The sequence below is a fragment of the Nonomuraea sp. NPDC003560 genome (assembly GCF_042878785.1).
In the GTDB taxonomy this organism is placed as follows: domain Bacteria; phylum Actinomycetota; class Actinomycetes; order Streptosporangiales; family Streptosporangiaceae; genus Nonomuraea.
Genome location: NZ_JBIAOF010000002.1, coordinates 112913 through 127945, shown reverse-complemented (window position 1 = coordinate 127945; position 15033 = coordinate 112913). Strand labels below are relative to the sequence as shown.

At 71.8% G+C, this 15033-nt stretch carries 14 protein-coding genes; 3 read left to right on the top strand and 11 right to left on the bottom strand.

All coding sequences use genetic code 11. From position 1 onward, the window contains the following. The first annotated feature begins 47 nt into the window (after positions 1-47). Both ACFYUV_RS06110 and ACFYUV_RS06105 read left to right on the top strand, forming a co-directional pair. Positions 48-740 (top strand): DUF899 domain-containing protein, encoded by a 693-nt coding sequence (locus tag ACFYUV_RS06110; protein ID WP_387665500.1) that lies wholly within the window; start codon positions 48-50, stop codon positions 738-740. Positions 741-769: 29 nt separating this feature from the next. Further along, positions 770-1486 carry a PIG-L deacetylase family protein gene (locus ACFYUV_RS06105; RefSeq protein ID WP_387665498.1) on the top strand — a complete coding sequence of 239 codons (717 nt, stop codon included), beginning with the start codon at positions 770-772 and terminating at the stop codon, positions 1484-1486. A gap of 117 nt (positions 1487-1603) precedes the next feature. On the opposite strand, the gene ACFYUV_RS06100 is transcribed toward ACFYUV_RS06105, so the two are convergent. From ACFYUV_RS06100 to ACFYUV_RS06065, 8 genes are all read right to left on the bottom strand, one after another. Then, a complete protein-coding gene (locus ACFYUV_RS06100; RefSeq protein WP_358298221.1) occupies positions 1604-2278 on the bottom strand; it encodes a Crp/Fnr family transcriptional regulator in 675 nt (224 codons plus the stop codon). A gap of 124 nt (positions 2279-2402) precedes the next feature. Next, positions 2403-3527 (bottom strand): alpha/beta fold hydrolase, encoded by a 1125-nt coding sequence (locus tag ACFYUV_RS06095; RefSeq protein WP_387665495.1) that lies wholly within the window; start codon positions 3525-3527, stop codon positions 2403-2405. 82 nt (positions 3528-3609) lie between these two features. Next, positions 3610-4554, bottom strand: coding sequence for a chlorinating enzyme (locus tag ACFYUV_RS06090; RefSeq protein WP_387665492.1), 945 nt, complete (start codon positions 4552-4554; stop codon positions 3610-3612). Positions 4555-4557: 3 nt separating this feature from the next. Then, positions 4558-6294 (bottom strand): amino acid adenylation domain-containing protein, encoded by a 1737-nt coding sequence (locus ACFYUV_RS06085; protein WP_387665490.1) that lies wholly within the window; start codon positions 6292-6294, stop codon positions 4558-4560. Continuing rightward, positions 6291-7190: a DUF6039 family protein gene (locus tag ACFYUV_RS06080; RefSeq protein WP_387665487.1), complete on the bottom strand. Its 900-nt coding sequence runs from the start codon at positions 7188-7190 to the stop codon at positions 6291-6293. Before ACFYUV_RS06080 ends, ACFYUV_RS06085 begins: the two co-directional genes overlap by 4 nt. Positions 7191-7269: 79 nt before the next feature. After that, positions 7270-8652: an acyl-CoA carboxylase subunit beta gene (locus tag ACFYUV_RS06075; protein ID WP_387665484.1), complete on the bottom strand. Its 1383-nt coding sequence runs from the start codon at positions 8650-8652 to the stop codon at positions 7270-7272. Beyond that, positions 8649-9842, bottom strand: coding sequence for a cytochrome P450 (locus ACFYUV_RS06070; protein WP_358298233.1), 1194 nt, complete (start codon positions 9840-9842; stop codon positions 8649-8651). The genes ACFYUV_RS06075 and ACFYUV_RS06070 overlap by 4 nt, the downstream gene beginning before the upstream one ends. 110 nt (positions 9843-9952) lie before the next feature. Continuing rightward, the gene (locus ACFYUV_RS06065; protein ID WP_387665481.1) at positions 9953-11443 is read right to left on the bottom strand and encodes an MFS transporter; all 1491 of its coding nucleotides are present in this window, start codon (positions 11441-11443) and stop codon (positions 9953-9955) included. A gap of 137 nt (positions 11444-11580) precedes the next feature. Between ACFYUV_RS06065 and ACFYUV_RS06060 the strand changes: the two genes are divergently transcribed. After that, positions 11581-12891: a class I adenylate-forming enzyme family protein gene (locus ACFYUV_RS06060; protein ID WP_387665479.1), complete on the top strand. Its 1311-nt coding sequence runs from the start codon at positions 11581-11583 to the stop codon at positions 12889-12891. Here the strand turns inward: ACFYUV_RS06060 and ACFYUV_RS06055 are convergent. The 3 genes from ACFYUV_RS06055 to ACFYUV_RS06045 form a co-directional block, all read right to left on the bottom strand. Beyond that, entirely contained in the window at positions 12888-13427 is a 540-nt protein-coding gene (locus ACFYUV_RS06055) for a DUF1697 domain-containing protein (protein WP_387665476.1), read from the bottom strand. The two genes, ACFYUV_RS06060 and ACFYUV_RS06055, sit on opposite strands and share 4 nt — an antisense overlap. Before the next feature lie 5 nt (positions 13428-13432). After that, positions 13433-14494 (bottom strand): flavin-containing monooxygenase, encoded by a 1062-nt coding sequence (locus ACFYUV_RS06050; RefSeq protein WP_387665474.1) that lies wholly within the window; start codon positions 14492-14494, stop codon positions 13433-13435. Positions 14495-14602: 108 nt separating this feature from the next. Continuing rightward, positions 14603-15001 carry a DUF3224 domain-containing protein gene (locus tag ACFYUV_RS06045; protein ID WP_352327373.1) on the bottom strand — a complete coding sequence of 133 codons (399 nt, stop codon included), beginning with the start codon at positions 14999-15001 and terminating at the stop codon, positions 14603-14605. Positions 15002-15033: the final 32 nt, after the last annotated feature.

Genomic DNA, 15033 nt, shown 5'->3' with positions numbered 1-15033 from the left:
GGGTCTGTCCCTGTGCATCGCAGGCCGCGACCGAACAGTGAGGGACCATGAGCGCGAACGCACTACCGCCCGTCGTCGACGCCGAGACCTGGCGGCTCCGCCTCGACGAGCTGCGGGCCAGGGAGAAGGCCGCCACCCGTGAGCTCGACGCCATCGCCGCCCAGCGCCGTCGCCTGCCGATGGTGCGCATGCCCGACTACGTCCTGGAGGGCGAGGACGGGCCGGTCCGGCTGGCGGACGTCTTCGAAGGCAGGCGGCAGCTGATCGTCTACAACCACATGTGGTTCCCCGGCAAGGAGTGGCAGTGCCCGGGGTGCACGGGGTTCACCGCGCAGTTCACCCGCCTGGAGTTCCTGGACGACTACGACGCCCGGTTCGTCGTCGTCACCCAGGGCCCGATCGAGGAGGCCCTGGCCTACCGGCGGCGGGTCGGCAACCGGATGACCTGGTACTCGACGGCCGGCAGCCCGTTCGGGGCCGACGTCGGCGCGCCGCCCGGCGCGGGCTTCGCCGTGAACGTGTTCCTGCGCGACGGCGACGCGGTTTACCGCACCTGGCACACCGACGGCCGGGGCACCGAGCAGCTCACGCACACCTTCGCGCTGATCGACCTGCTGCCGTACGGGCGGCAGGAGGAGTGGCAGGACTCCCCCGACGGCTGGCCGCGCTCGCCGGCCTACAGCCGCTGGCCATCCTCTCAGGACATCGCCCGCCGCTACGGGCCGGACGATCAGGTTTAGCGATCTTCCGTCATGTCAGGGGGAATGACATGACGGACGACTTACAGCCCATGCCCGATGACTGGACGAGAGCACTGGCCGTCGTGGCCCACCCCGACGACATGGAGTTCGGCAGCGCCGGCGCCGTGGCCGCCTGGACCGGGGCCGGCAAGCAGGTCGGTTACCTCCTGCTCACCCGCGGCGAGGCGGGCATCGACTCGATGCCGCCGGACCAGGCGCGCAAGGTGCGGGAGGAGGAGCAGCGGGCGAGCGCCGCCATCGTCGGCGTCTCGTCGGTCGAGTTCCTCGACCATCCCGACGGCGGGATCGAGCACTCCCCCCGGCTCCGGCACGACCTGGTGGCGGCGCTGCGCCGGCACCGGCCCGAGCTGGTGATCACCTTCAACCACCACGACTTCACCTTCACCGGGAAGTGGAACAGCCCCGACCACCGCGTCACCGGCCGGGCCGTGCTGGACGCGGTCCTCGACGCGGGCAACCGCTGGATCCTGCCCGACGCGGGGGCCGAGCCGTGGGGCGGCGTCAAGTACGTGGCGATCGCCGGTTCCGTGCGGCCGACGCACGCGGTGGACGTGACCGGGCACCTGGACGCGGCGCTGGCCTCGGTCGAGGCGCACGCGGCGTACCTGTCGGCGCTGGGGGTGCCGCCGGGCGGGGCCCGGGTGCCGCTGGAGGGGTTCGTGAACGCCGCGGGTCAGCGGTTCGGCGGCCGTCCGGCGGTGCCGTTCGAGCTGGTCTCCTGCTGAACGCCGCCCGGCCCGGCCCGCCGCGCGCGGACCGGGCCGGGGGCGGCTCGCCGGCCGTCAGCCGACCTCGTCGGCCGTCAGTTGACCTCGTCGGCCGTCAGTTGACCCCGCCGGTCGTCAGTTGACCTCGTCGACGTACTCGGCCAGGCGTTCCTCGTCCACGACCAGGTACGGGTCCGAGGTGGGCAGGACCAGGCCGGCGTCCTTGAATCGTTTGAGGAAGAATCCGACGCGCGACCGGGTGGTGCCGACCATGCCGGAGAGTTCTTCCTGGGTGATGCGTTCCTCGATGGCCCGCACATTCGGGGCACGGCGCTTACCGATCTTTCTGGATAAGCGCAGCAGAACGGAGGCCAGACGCTGCTCGCTGTCCATCGTGACCATTGTCGCGATCACTTCCTGCTGTTCCCGCAGGCGTAGCGCGAGATAGTCGATGAATCCGTCCATGAGTTCGTTCTCGGCCATGGCGGCGCGGAATCGGGCGGCCGGGATGCGGCGCACCCAGGTGGTCCGCATGGCGGTGGCCGTCTCGCTGCGCTCGGCCCCGAGCAGGGAGGACTCGCCGAAGATGTCGCCGGCGGTGAAGATCGAGAGCAGGCATTCCTTGCCGCAGCGCGCGTACATCTGGGTCTTGACCTGACCGCTCTCGATCACGTAGATGTTGCTGTCGCGCTGGCCGCAGTTGTAGATGTTGGTGCGTCTCGGCACCCGGATCGAGCAGGCGCCCGACGTTTCCTGCGAGATGAAGGAGCGGAGCCCGGCTCTCAGTTGCGCAGCGTCCGATGACTTCATTTACCCCGCCCCTCGGAATTCATTTCATGTCGTCGTTGCCCCTACCCATCAATCGACTGATTAACAAGGCGCCCCATAATTCTCTGATATGTCCGGAGAATTACCTGGAAGCGGATTTCGGCTGTTATCGGGCGGCTGCGGAGTCAATAAAGTCCCGGGCCATATCCATCAACTCCGGGTCACCTTTGAACAGCGAGATGTGGTCGCCGTGCGCCCGCAGATGCAGGACGGCGTCCGGCAGCGCCGCCGCCACCGCCTTCGAGCCCGCCGGGTGGGCGGTCTCGTCGTCGTGACTGGAGACCACCAGGACGGGCCGGTCGATCCCGGCCAGCCAGGGGCTCACGTCCGTCGTCATGATCTCGCCGTTCAGGCGGCAGTAGCGGTGCAGCAGCTCGGGCGTCGCGTACGGGTAGACCACCAGGTGCGCCAGGTCGGGCGGCACCGAGGAGAGCATCGTCTGGCAGAGCACGGGATGGATGGCGGCGGCCCGGTCGGGGCCGGCCGCGGCCATCTCCATGAGCCCCACCAGGTTCTGCTGGTGGTGGGTCCGGTCGGCGCCCTTCACGGCGGCGAAGTCGCCGTGCCACAGGCTGAGCGAACCGACGCGACCGGGATCGAGGTGCGCGGCGGCCAGGCCGATGACGGCCCCGCCGCACAGGCACATCAGGTGCGCCCGCCGGACGCCGAAATGGTCCATGACCGCGAAGAGGTCACCGGCCTGCGCCGGCACCCCCGCGTCCGGCTCCGCCGAGCGGTCCGGCACGAACAACGCGCGGGTCTCCCAGGTGAGGACGTGATGGGTGCGGGACAGGAACCGCATCCACTGCTCGCACAGGCGGGCCGGCATGCCGCAGGCGGCCACGATCACGACGGCCGGGGCCTGCGGGTCGCCGGCCGCGTAGGCGGGCAGCGGCGGGCCGCCATCCGCCGGCACGACCTCCTCGCGCGTGCACAACCCCTCGAAGCCGTCCCGGGCCGCGCCGTCCACGACCTCGTCGACGGCGGCCGGCGGCAGGTCCTCGCCCATGCCGTCATGGAGCGCGAGATGGTCGCTGACCAGGCGTTCGAAGGTGTCGAGCGAGTCGTGGTCGGTCAGGGCGAACTCCGGTGCGCCCAGCCGTCGGGTCACACGGCCCAGGAGGGAGGCGAGGCCGGGCGGGCCGGCCAGGCGCACCGGATGCCGCAGGACGTCCACCAGCGGCCGCGCGTCCTGCACGGCCCGGGTCAGACGTCTCAGTTCGGCGGCCACGAGATGATCACCGCATTCCGTGGATCGTCAGAGGGCGCGCGGGTCGCCGCGCGCCGCGGGCTTCGCGAGGTCACGGCGGGCCTCATCGGGTGGTGAAGGGGTGGCCGGTGGTGGTGGCCGTGGCGATCCGGTTGTGCGGGTTGGTGTTCTGCCCGGTGACCAGGACGGCGCCGTACCGGTCGAGGCTGACCCGGCCGCCGTACTCCTCGATCTCGTCGGTGTCCGGGTAGACGTCCACCTTGGTCGGGACGTACCGGGCGGCGAACCCCAGGCGCATCTCGTCGGTCAGGCCCTTGTGCGGCAGCGAGGCGTGCATGAGCGTCGACCAGAACAGGATGGCCTCGCCCGGCCTCATCACCATGGAGACGGCCTGCGACTCGTCGGGCTTCCAGTCGGGGTCGATCTGCAGGTCGCGGTAGTCGTAGCCGAAGAAGCCGCGCCGGACGCCGTCCTTGTCCTCCTGGTTGATCTTGTTGGGGTCGTAGTGCATGCGCTTCGTCTCGTCGTAGAACATCGTCTCGTGGGTGCCGGGGATGAACTGCAGGCACCCGGTGTCCTCGTTCGCCTCGGTGAAGGCGGTCCAGACGGTGATCGTGCCGCCGAACTCCTCCGCCTGCGGCCAGACGATCTGCGGCTTGCCGGAGGCGTTGGCGAAGGTGTCGGCCTGGTGCCAGTCGGTGCCCTCGTCCCCGGGGTACTTGGGGAAGAACTCGGTGCGCCAGCAGAGCACGTCCGGGCCGAGCACGCTGACCACGCGGTCCACGATCTGCGGCCGGCTGATGTGGTCGGCCAGGAAGGGCGAGTCCAGGTGCCGGTCGTAGTTGGAGATGTTGGTGTTGCCCGAGGCGGCGTCGTCGCGGTAGACGGCGTTGCTGCGGTCCATGAGACGCATGCGCTCGCGTCGCCAGTTCTGGCGCATCTCGTCGATCTCGTAGACCTTGAACGGGCCGAAGTAGCCCTGGGTGTGGAAGCTCTTCAGCTCCTCGGGGGTCATCGAGTGCTCGCCCCGGACGGTGGTCTCGTGCATGGTCTATCCCCTCACGGTCAGTCGTTCCTCGACGCAGGAGGCCAGGGCGGCGACCGACGCCTCCTCCTCCAGCTCGCGTCCCGTCAGCTCCAGCCCGAAGCGCTCGTTCACCTGGGCGATGATGCGGGTCATCGCCAGCGAGGTCGCGCCCAGGTCGAACAGGTCCACCCGGGGTGGCACCTCGTCGCGTTCGAGCACGTCCTCGGCGATGCGCTGCACGACCTTGGCGGCCGACGATGCCTGCGCGGACCTGGCCAGAGCGGCGCGGTCCGCCTTTCCCTGCGGCGTCATGGGGATCTCCGACACGATGTGGTAGGTGGACGGGCGGGCGTGCGCCGGCAACCGGCTCGCGGCCCGCTCGGTGAGCTGGTCGATCAGGTCCGGCCCCGGATCGCCGTCCGGCACGACGAAGGCCAGCAGCCGGACGTCGCCCTCGCCGTAGTCGCGGTGGGCCACCACCGCGTGGGCGACCCCCGGATGGCCGAGCAGGCACAGCTCGATCTCCCTGGGCTCCAGGCGGAACCCGCGGACCTTGATCTGGTCGTCGGACCGCCCGAGGTAGGCGTACTCGCCGCCGGGCAGGCGGGTGACGACGTCGCCGGAGTCGTAGCGGCGGCCGCCGTCCGGCGCGACCCTGAACCGCTCGGCGGTCAGCTCGGGCCGGTCCAGGTAGCCGCGGGCGAGCCCTGGGCCCGAGACGTGCAGGTTCCCCGTGGTCGCCGGGCGGCCGTGCTCGTCGAGCACGTCGAGGCGCAGGTCCGGGATGGGCACGCCGATCGGGCTCAGCTCGGGATGGCCGAGGTCGGCCGCGCGGACGCGGCGGTAGGTCACGTGGACGGTGGTCTCGGTGATGCCGTACATGTTGACGAGCTGCGGGTGCTCGTCGCCGTAGCGGTCGATCCACGGGGCCAGCAGCTCGACGTCCAGCCGCTCGCCGCCGAAGACGATCCGGCGCAGCCGGTACGGCGACGGCTCCTCCTGCCGGGCGTCGGCCGCCACCAGGTGCCGGAACGCGGAGGGCGTCTGGTTCAGCACGGTGACGCCCTCCGCCACCAGCAGCCGGCGCAGCGACTCTGGCGACCTGGCCACGTCCGCCGGGACGATCACCAGCCGGCCGCCGTACAGCAGCGCGCCCCAGAGCTCCCACACCGAGAAGTCGAAGCTGACGGAGTGGAAGAGCGTCCAGACGTCGTCGTCGCCGAAGCCGAACCACTGCTCGGTCCGCTCCAGCAGGCGCACGACGTTGCGGTGCTCGACCAGCACCCCCTTGGGCGCGCCGGTCGAGCCCGAGGTGTAGATGACGTAGGCCAGGTCCTCGTCGCGGGCCGTGGCCGCGGGGCGTCCCTCGGGCGGCTCGGCGTCGGCGAGCACGACCTCGCCGGGCAGGACGCCGCCGAGCCGGCCGGCCACCCCTGACGTCGTGACGACCGTGCGGACCCCGCTGTCCTCCAGCAGGTACGCGATCCGCCCCGCCGGGTAGCCGGGGTCGATCGGCACGTACGCGCCGCCCGCCTTGAGTATCGCGAGCAGCCCCGCCACCAGGTCGATGCCGCGGTCCGCGCACAGCCCCACCAGCGCGCCGGGGCCGGTCCCCGCGGCCTGGAGCAGGCAGGCCAGCCGGTCGGCGCGGGCGTCCAGGTCTCCGTAGGTGATCTCCTCGGCGCCGCAGGTCACGGCGATCCGGTCGGGGGCCTTCGCGGCGCGCTCGGCGAAGATCTCGTGCAGGCAGCGGCCGATCATGTCGCGTACATCCCCCAGTGGTGCGGGGTGAGGCCGGTGTCGTGCATGCTGCCGGGCACGAACATCCTGGCCCAGGTGCCGCCGCCGCGCTCGGGCGCGATGCGCTGCTGGAAGTACAGGTCCCGCACCTTCTCGTCCTTCACGTGCAGCGCCAGGACCTTGTAGTAGGTGCTCAGCGACTTCATGTGGATCAGCCAGTGGATGCGGTCGGCCGCGCCGAAGGCCTCCTCGTAGACGAAGACGGTGGCCTCGCCGGGCAGGTTCTCGTTGATGGACTCGGCGGCCTCGCGGGCGAACGTGCGCCCCTCGGACCGGAAGTCGTAGTCGAGCTGGGCGGTCCGGTGCAGCAGCAGGCCGCAGTTGCCCGAGTGGACGAGCTGCTCGTAGGGCTGCGGCACCTGCTCGCGGGCGCCGGGCAGCCCGGTGATCTCGCCCTGCTGCAGGTAGACCGTGGACTGCTTCTCGCGCTCGCCGTCGACCGCGGTCCCGTACATGCCCCAGAACTGGGGCAGCAGCACGGTCTCGGTCATGCTGCCGTCGACGAAGATCTCGTCCCAGCCGCTGTCGGCGGTGTTGTCGCGGTACTCGCCGTCGGAGGTGCCCATGTGCACCATCTGCTCGTAGGCGTGCAGCGAGCTGAGGTGGATCAGCCAGTGCAGCCGGTCCTTGGTCCCGAACGTCTCCTCGTACACGAAGACGCTGGCGACGCCCACCTGCTTGGCGGTCACCATCTCGGCCATCATGCGGGCGAACTTGCGCCCCTTGGCGTGGGCGCCGTTCCTGACCTGCGCGGTCCGCTCGACGATCACGCCGGCGGTGGCCGAGTTGATCAGATCCGCCGCGGGCACCGAGGTCTGCTGCTCGGCCGGCGGGATGACGGGATTCGGGTTGGTCATCGTTCCACTCCGTCTGTCGGCTTGTTCGTCACGCTAATGAGGGCCCGCCGTGCTGCCTGCTCAATAGTGAGCAGGGGCTTCACAGCGGGATGTTGGTGTGGTCGCCGCGCAGCGGCACGGCCTTGAGCAGGGCCTCGGCGAGCCGCCGCCGGGTGCCGGCGGGCTCGATCACCTCGTCCACGACGCCGATCTCCACGGCCTTGCCGACGCCGCCGGCCTCGCGTTCGTGCTCGGCGACGAGCCGGCGGCGCAGCTCCTCGCGCCCGTCCCGCGGGCCGTCGCGCAGCTTCCTGCGGTGCAGGATGTCCACGGCGGCCTCGGCGCCCATGACGGCCACCTCGGCGGTGGGCCAGGCGTAGACCGCGGAGGCGCCCAGGGCGCGGGAGTTCATGGCGACGTACGCGCCGCCGTAGGACTTGCGCAGCACGAGCGTCACCCGGGGCACGACGGCCTCGGCGAAGGCGTGCAGCAGCTTGGCGCCGCGCCGGACCACGCCGTCCCACTCCTGCCGGACGCCGGGCAGGTAGCCGGGCACGTCCACGAGCACGACGAGCGGCACGCCCAGCGAGTCGCACATGCGGACGAACCGCGCGGCCTTCTCGGCCGCCGCCGCGTCGAGGCAGCCCCCCTTGCGCAGCGGGTTGTTGGCGATGACGCCGACGGTCCTGCCGGTCAGCCGGCCGAGCGTGGTGACGAGGTTGGGCGCCCACTTCGGGTGCAGCTCCTCGCCGGGGCCGTCGAGCAGCCGGGCGACGATCGGGTGCACGTCGTAGGCGCGCCTGGCGCGTTCGGGGAGCAGGCCGCCGAGCTCGGGGTCGTCGCGGGCCTCCCAGGGGCGCAGCTCGCCCTGGCCGCCGAGCAGGGTGGTGATCCGGCGGGCGGCGGCGACGGCGCCCTCGTCGTCCGGGGTGGTGAGGTGGGCCAGGCCGCTGCGCCTGCTGTGCGGGTCGGGGCCGCCGAGCCGTTCCATGTCGACGTCCTCGCCGGTGACCTTGCGGACGACGTCCGGGCCGGTGACGAAGACGCGCCCGCTCTCGCTCATGATCACCACGTCGGTGAGCGCCGGTCCGTAGGCCGCGCCGCCGGCGGCCGGGCCGAGCACGACGGAGATCTGCGGGACGGCGCCGGAGGCCCGGACCATCGCGGCGAACACCTGGCCGACGCCGTCGAGCGCGGTGACGCCCTCGCCCAGCCGGGCGCCGCCGGAGTGCCAGAGGCCGACGACGGGCGCCCGCTCCCGGACCCCGAGGTCGATGGCCCGGACGATGCGGGCGCAGCCCTCGGCGCCCATCGCGCCGCCCATCCGGCCGGGGTCGGTGGCGTAGGCGACGGCCGGTCCGCCGCCGATGCAGCCGCGGGCGGCGAGCACACCGCAGCCGTCGTCGTCGTCCTCGCCGGGCAGCGGCCGGACGGTCCCGGGGTCGAGGAGCGCGCGGACCCGGTCCCGCGGGTCGCGGTTCATCCCCAGGTCACCGGGAGGGCGTGCACGCCGTACACGAACATGTCGGAGCGGAAGGGCACCTCCTCCAGCGGCACCGCGAGGCGCAGCCCCGGGAGCCGGGCGAACAGCGTGGACCAGGCGATCTCCAGCTGGGCGCGGGCCAGGAGCTGGCCCATGCACTGGTGGATGCCGAAGCCGAAGGACAGGTGCTCCTGCCGGTCGGCGAGGTCGCCGAAGCGGCCGAAGTCCAGCCGGTCCGGGTCGGCCCACACCTCCTCGTCGCGGTTGGCCGCGGCCAGCACGACGACCACGCCCTCGCCCTTCCTGATCAGCTTGCCGCCGACCTCGACGTCTGCGGTGGCCGCGCGGCGGGCGCCGTAGTCGATGACGGTCTGGTGGCGGATGATCTCCTCGATGGCGGCGGGCAGCGCCTCGGGACGTTCGCGCAGCTCGGCCAGGCGTTCGGGGTTCTCCAGCAGCGCCACGGTGCCCACGCCGATCTGGTTGGCGATGGTCTCGTAGCCGGCCACCATCAGCAGCGTGGCGATGCCGACGACCTCCTCCCGGCTGACCTTGGCCGCCTCGCGGTGGGCGCCGAGCCGGCTGAGCAGGTCGTCGGCCGGCCGCTGCTCGCGCTCGGCGACCAGCCGCTCCAGGTAGTGGCGCAGGTCCTCGCGGACCTTCATGCGCTGCTCGGGCTCCACGTTGCGGTCGCCGATGACCTTGGTGGTCTCGTGGAAGTAGTCGCGGTCCTCGTACGGCACCCCGAGCAGCTCGGTGATGACCTGGGAGGGCAGCGGCAGGGCCAGCGTCTGGACCAGGTCGGCCGGCGGGCCCTGGGCGGCCATCTCGTCCACGAGCGCCTCGGTGATGCGCCGGATGGCCGGGCGCAGCGCCTCGACCCGCCTGCGGTTGAACTCCGGCAGCAGCAGGCGGCGCAGCCGCGAGTGGTCGGGCGGGTCCATCCTGATGAAGGTGCCCGGCCCCGGCGGCTGCGAGGTGAGCCGGGCCGGGAAGCCGGGGGTGGCGAAGTCGGAGCTGAACCGGGCGTCGCCGAGCACGGCGCGGGCGTCCTCGTACCGCGTCACCAGCCAGACCTCGCTCCCGTCGAAGTCCAGCCGGACGCGCGTGATGGGCCGCCCCGCCTGCAGGTCCCGGTATTCGGACGGCGGATCCAGCGGGCACGTCCTGGGGATGGGGTAGGAGTCCATGCCAGCAGCCTCGCCTCGGTGGCCGCGTCCGTCTGCTCAACTGTGAGCAGGCGCGTGCGGACATGGCGATGGCGGGGCCGCGCACGGCCCCGCCACCCGGTGCTCCGGGGTCACGCCCTGGCGGCACGCCCCTGGTTGGGCGCGGCCTTCTGGTCGGCCTTGCCCGCCTTCGACCTGCCCATCGACATGTCGCGCAGCGGCACCTCCTTGAGGAAGAGGCTGGCCACCAGGCCGATGCCGACCGCGATCGCGCAGGCCAGGAACAGGTCGCCCAGCGCGTCGGCGAGCACCGCCGGTGCGACGCCCTCGCCGCCCTGACCGGCGACGCCGAGCCGGGACGACATGATCGAGCCGAGGATCGCCAGCGAGACCGGCCCGGCGATCATCCGCCAGAACTGGATCTGGCTGGTGCCGACGCCCACCTGCTCCATCGGGATCGCGCTCTGCGTGACGGCCGTGGCCATCGGGAACGCGATGCCGATGCCGACGCCGATGAGCACCATGGCGACGATCGGCAGGCCCTGCCCGCTGTCCGGCCCGACGGCCGACAGGATCAGCAGCCCGGCGACGATGGCGGCCATGGCGAACACGCCGAGCAGCCGGTAGCGCGGCATGGCCGTCATCGCCTTGCCGGCGATCGGGGCCATGAGCATCAGGCCGAGCATCATCGGGATCAGCAGCGTGCCGGAGTGGGTCGCGCTGACGCCGAGCACGCCCTGGTAGAGCAGCGGCACGTAGAAGGCCGTGCCCATCATGGCGAACGCGGAGAAGAAGGCCACCACGGCCATGACGGACACCTGGTTGCTCCGGAACAGCGCGAACGGCACCAGCGGGTTCTTGGCCACCCGCGTCTCGACGAAGTAGAACGCCACCAGTAGCACGGCGCCGCCGATCAGCAGGGCCAGCACCTCGGGCGAGGTCCAGGCGTGCCGGTCGCCGGTGAGCGTGAGCCCGATCAGGATCGGGACGAGCCCGGCCACGAGCGTGACGACGCCGGCGAAGTCGATGTCGCGCCAGCTCGCGCCGCTGCGCACGAACGGGACGCCGATCAGCACGGCGCCGATCGCGAGCAGCCCGATGGGCACGTTGACGTAGAAGACCCAGCGCCAGCTCCAGTTGTCGGTGATGAACCCGCCGAGCGGCGGCCCGATCACCATGCTGAGGCCGGAGAAGCCGAAGAAGACGCCCTGCATCTGGGTGCGGCGCTCCGGCGTGTAGACGTCGGCGAGCAGCGTGAAGACGTTGGCCATCAGCACGCCGCCGAACAGCCCCGCCAGCCCTCGCGCGCCGACGAGCTGGGGCATCGTCTGGGCCGCGCCGCACAACCACGACGCCACCAGGAAGCCCGCCAGGCCGACGAGCAGCACCGGTTTGCGGCCGAACATGTCGCCGAGCTTCCCGGCGATCGGCACGACGACGGCGGCCGCGACGGCGTAGGAGACCCCCACCCACGCGTACAGCGACAGGCCGTGCAGGTCGGCGGCGATCCGGGGCATCGCCGCCCCCACCACCGAGACGTCGATCGACGCCAGCGCCAGGGCCAGGAGTGCGCCGATGGTGGCGAACAGCTGGCCGCGCGTACTCGAACCGGTTTGGTTCATGTCATCGCCTCCCTTGTTCTTGGCAGCCGTCCCACTTCTTCGCGGACCCATGCCGACTCCAGCCCACACGAAAGCGCCCCGCGGGTCTGCTCAACACTGAGCATCCGGGGAGCGCCCGGCTTCCTACCATCGGCCGCATGACGACGAACCCGGCAGAACTGGTCAGCGCCCGTCGGGGCGATCATGTGGCACTCGTCGTGGACGGCGAGCGCGAGCTGCGGGTGGCCGACTGGACCGCCCGGTCGGAGGAGCTGGCCGCCCGGCTGGCCCCGGTCAGGACGGCGCTGCGGCACGACGACTGGATCGGGCACGCGGTCGCCGCGGTGGCCGTGCACCTGGCCGGCGGCACCGTGCTCGGGCTGCCGCCCGCGCTGCCGGAGGAGGAGGTCCGCGCCCGGCTGGCCGAGTGCGGGGTGAGCCAGGTGCTGCCCGGCCCGCTGGGCGACGCGGCGGGCGCCCGGGACGACGACGTCGCCGAGATCCTCTACACCTCGGGCACGACCGGCCGTCCCAAGGCCGTGGCGGTCCCCGTCGCGAACCTCACCTACGGCCACGAGGGCCGCGGGAAGCTGTTCACCGGCGTGGACGGGGTGCTGGCCGCCGTCCCGCTGGGCACGAACGCCGGGCACAGCGCGCTGATGACGGCGATGACCGCCCCGGCGACCACGCACGTGCTGACCGACCTCGGGCCGGAGAACGTGGCCCGCATGCTGGAGAAGCTGCGGGTGCCGATGGCGATCGTCCCGCCGTCCACCGCGACCCGGATGGTGGCGCACGGCTGGCACGAGCGGTACGACCTGTCCGGCCTGCGGGCGCTCATGCTGGGCTCGGCGCCGGTGCCGATGGCCACGGTGGCCCGGCTCATGCGGGCGCTGCCGGGCGTGCGGATCGTCATCGGCTACGGCTCGACGGAGTCGGCCCCCGCCTTCGTGCACCGCCCGGTGGAGACGCCGCCCACGCCGGACGACGAGGGGCTGCTGGGCCGCCCGAGCGCGGGCACCGAGGTGCGGGTCACCGACGCGGGCGAGATCTGCCTGCGCTCGGCCGCCCCCCGCCGCTGGTACCTGACCGACGCCGCCGCCGACGAGCGCACCTTCCGCGACGGCTGGACCCACATGGGCGACCTGGGCGAGCTGGACGGGGAGGGCCGGCTGCGCTTCTTCGACCGGGCCGCCGACGTCATCACCGCCGGCGGGCGCCGGATCTCCTCGCTGCGGGTCGAGCACGCCCTGCACTGGCATCCCGAGGTGGTCGAGGCCGCCGCGGTCCAGGGGCCGCGGGGCGTCACGGCGGCCGTCGTGCTGCGCTCGCCCGTGCCCGAGGACGAGCTGCGCGCCTTCGCCGCCGACCGGCTGGACCCGGCCGAGCGGCCGGCGCGGTACGTGGTCGCGAAGTCGCTGCCGCGCGGGCCGATCGGCAAGACGCTCAAGCGCGAGCTGGCGGGCTAACCGGCGGTGGCCAGCTCGTGCAGCTTGGAGACGGTCTTCCAGTTGCGGGCGGTGGCGGTGACGCCGAGCTTCTTCTCCCAGAAGGAGTAGGACAGCTTGGTGTTGCGCACCCCGTCGGGGCACCAGACGTAGATCTCCTTGCCGACGTGCTTGAAGACGTCGGGCTTGAAGGCGTCGGGGTCGAGCGCCTTGATCGGCCCTGCGTCGGGCTTGTCCGACAGGAACGTGACGAGGTGCAGGGCGTCGTCGGCGGCGACGTCCCCGAGCGGGTTGGCCTTGAGGATCTCGCCCAGCTCGGCGCCCGTCCTGGCCAGGACGGGCACCGAGACGCCGAGGTCGCGGGCGAGCGCGGCCTGGATCTCGGCCGCCGCCGCCTCGGGGCTCTTCCCGCTGGTGTAGACGACGTTGCCGCTCTGCAGGTGCGTCTTGACGTCCTCGAAGCCGAGGCCCTCCAGCAGCTTGCGGAGCTCGGCCATGCTCACCATGTTCCGGCCGCCGACGTTCACTCCGCGCAGCAGCGCCACCTGCCTGGACATGTCGCTCAACCCCTTCTGCCCGCCACCGCCTGGGGACGGAACTGCCTGATGCGCTCGACCAGATAAGCCGCGTCGTCCTTTACCCACCAGATGAGCGCCGAACCGTAGGAGTGCTGGCACTGCATGCCGAGGACGTAGAGGCCGGGGGACGCGGTCACACCGCGGTCCTGCGTGATGCCGCCGCCCTCGTCCTGGACGGGCGCGTGCACCCAGGAGTAGTCGTAGCGGAAGCCGGTCGCCCAGACGACGGCGTCGACGTCGGCCGAGCGGCCGTCCTCGAAGCGCATCGTGCGGCCCTCGGCGTCGACCGTGCGGCCCACGAGCTCGAAGCGGTGCCGCTTGGCCAGCTTCTTCAGGCTCGGCCCGACCAGGATCGTCTTCTTGTGCAGCCGGTCGCGCTCGCCCATCAGCGGCTTGGCGATCAGCCCGAACTTGTCGCCCCACCAGTGCAGGCCCTTGCCCAGGAACCGGCGGCCGAAGTGCGGCAGCGGCGAGCCCTGCGACAGCAGCACGCGGCGGCCGGCGGCCAGCTCGGGCGCGATCTGGGCGCCGGAGTTCGCCGCGCCGACCACGACGACGGTCCCGCCCGGCACCTGGGACGGGTTGCGGTAGCGGCCGGTGTGCACCTGGTAGACCTCGGGGTCCAGCCGACCCGCGAGCTCGGGCACCTTCGGCACCCGGTAGGCGCCGGTCGCGATGATCACCTGCGGCGCCTCGTCTGTGCCCTTCGTGGTCTCCAGCCGGTAGCCGCCCTCGATCGGCTCCAGGGAGGTGACGCGGGTGCCGAGCCTGACCGGCAGGTCGAACTCCTCGCCGTACGCCTCGACGTAGTCGGCCATCTCCTCCTTGGTGGGGAAGCGGTTCTTCCGGCCGGGGAAGCGCAGGCCGGGCAGGGCACAGTACTCGGCGATCGTGAACAGCTCCAGGGAGTCCCAGCGCTGCCGCCACGCCTCGCCGAGCCGCGGTTCCTCGTCGAGGATGACGAAGGGGATGCCGGCCTGTTTCAGGTAGTAGCCCGCGACGAGCCCGCTCTGGCCGCCACCGACGACGATCACTTCAGTGTCCATGCGGCCATCGTCGCGCGCGGGCGCGAGGCGGTCTGCTCAACACTGAGCAGTTCCTGACATGCGAGTACGCGGAGCCCCCGGCCCCGCGTACTCGGCTGCGTGCAGCGCCTACTTGAGGTTGAAGTTGAGGGTGACCTCCGCCGAGCCGTCGGTCTTGGAGACGTACCCTCCCTTGCCGCTCAGCCCCTTCAGCTCCTCCGTGCCGGAGTTCGGCACGACGGACCAGTCGGCCTTGGCCACGCCGCCGTCGAAGGTGCCCGTCGCCTGCAGCACGAAGGAGCCCTTCTTGCCGCGGACGCTCCCGACGACCTTCTGCAGGCCGACGAAGCTGGCCTCGGTGTCGCTGGCGTAGGCCATCAGGTACTCGGCCTGCCCCTCGCCTTCGATGTCGCCGGTCCAGGCGTTGGTGACGTGGGCCTGAGTGAGCTTGGGCTGGCCCTTCTTCTCCTCGTAGGGCTTCTCGTCCCAACCGGTGATCTGGTACGAGCCCTTACCTTGGGTAGTCATGTCAGCTCCCTTTTTTGCTCTCTTTTTCGCTA

Coding starts and splice junctions, on each gene's coding strand:
- ACFYUV_RS06110 (WP_387665500.1), top strand. CDS start 48: ATGAGCGCGAACGCACTACCGCCCGTCGTCGACGCCGAGACCTGGCGG.
- ACFYUV_RS06105 (WP_387665498.1), top strand. CDS start 770: ATGACGGACGACTTACAGCCCATGCCCGATGACTGGACGAGAGCACTG.
- ACFYUV_RS06100 (WP_358298221.1), bottom strand. CDS start 2,278: ATGAAGTCATCGGACGCTGCGCAACTGAGAGCCGGGCTCCGCTCCTTC.
- ACFYUV_RS06090 (WP_387665492.1), bottom strand. CDS start 4,554: ATGCACGAGACCACCGTCCGGGGCGAGCACTCGATGACCCCCGAGGAG.
- ACFYUV_RS06085 (WP_387665490.1), bottom strand. CDS start 6,294: ATGATCGGCCGCTGCCTGCACGAGATCTTCGCCGAGCGCGCCGCGAAG.
- ACFYUV_RS06080 (WP_387665487.1), bottom strand. CDS start 7,190: ATGACCAACCCGAATCCCGTCATCCCGCCGGCCGAGCAGCAGACCTCG.
- ACFYUV_RS06075 (WP_387665484.1), bottom strand. CDS start 8,652: ATGAACCGCGACCCGCGGGACCGGGTCCGCGCGCTCCTCGACCCCGGG.
- ACFYUV_RS06070 (WP_358298233.1), bottom strand. CDS start 9,842: ATGGACTCCTACCCCATCCCCAGGACGTGCCCGCTGGATCCGCCGTCC.
- ACFYUV_RS06065 (WP_387665481.1), bottom strand. CDS start 11,443: ATGAACCAAACCGGTTCGAGTACGCGCGGCCAGCTGTTCGCCACCATC.
- ACFYUV_RS06060 (WP_387665479.1), top strand. CDS start 11,581: ATGACGACGAACCCGGCAGAACTGGTCAGCGCCCGTCGGGGCGATCAT.
- ACFYUV_RS06055 (WP_387665476.1), bottom strand. CDS start 13,427: ATGTCCAGGCAGGTGGCGCTGCTGCGCGGAGTGAACGTCGGCGGCCGG.
- ACFYUV_RS06050 (WP_387665474.1), bottom strand. CDS start 14,494: ATGGACACTGAAGTGATCGTCGTCGGTGGCGGCCAGAGCGGGCTCGTC.
- ACFYUV_RS06045 (WP_352327373.1), bottom strand. CDS start 15,001: ATGACTACCCAAGGTAAGGGCTCGTACCAGATCACCGGTTGGGACGAG.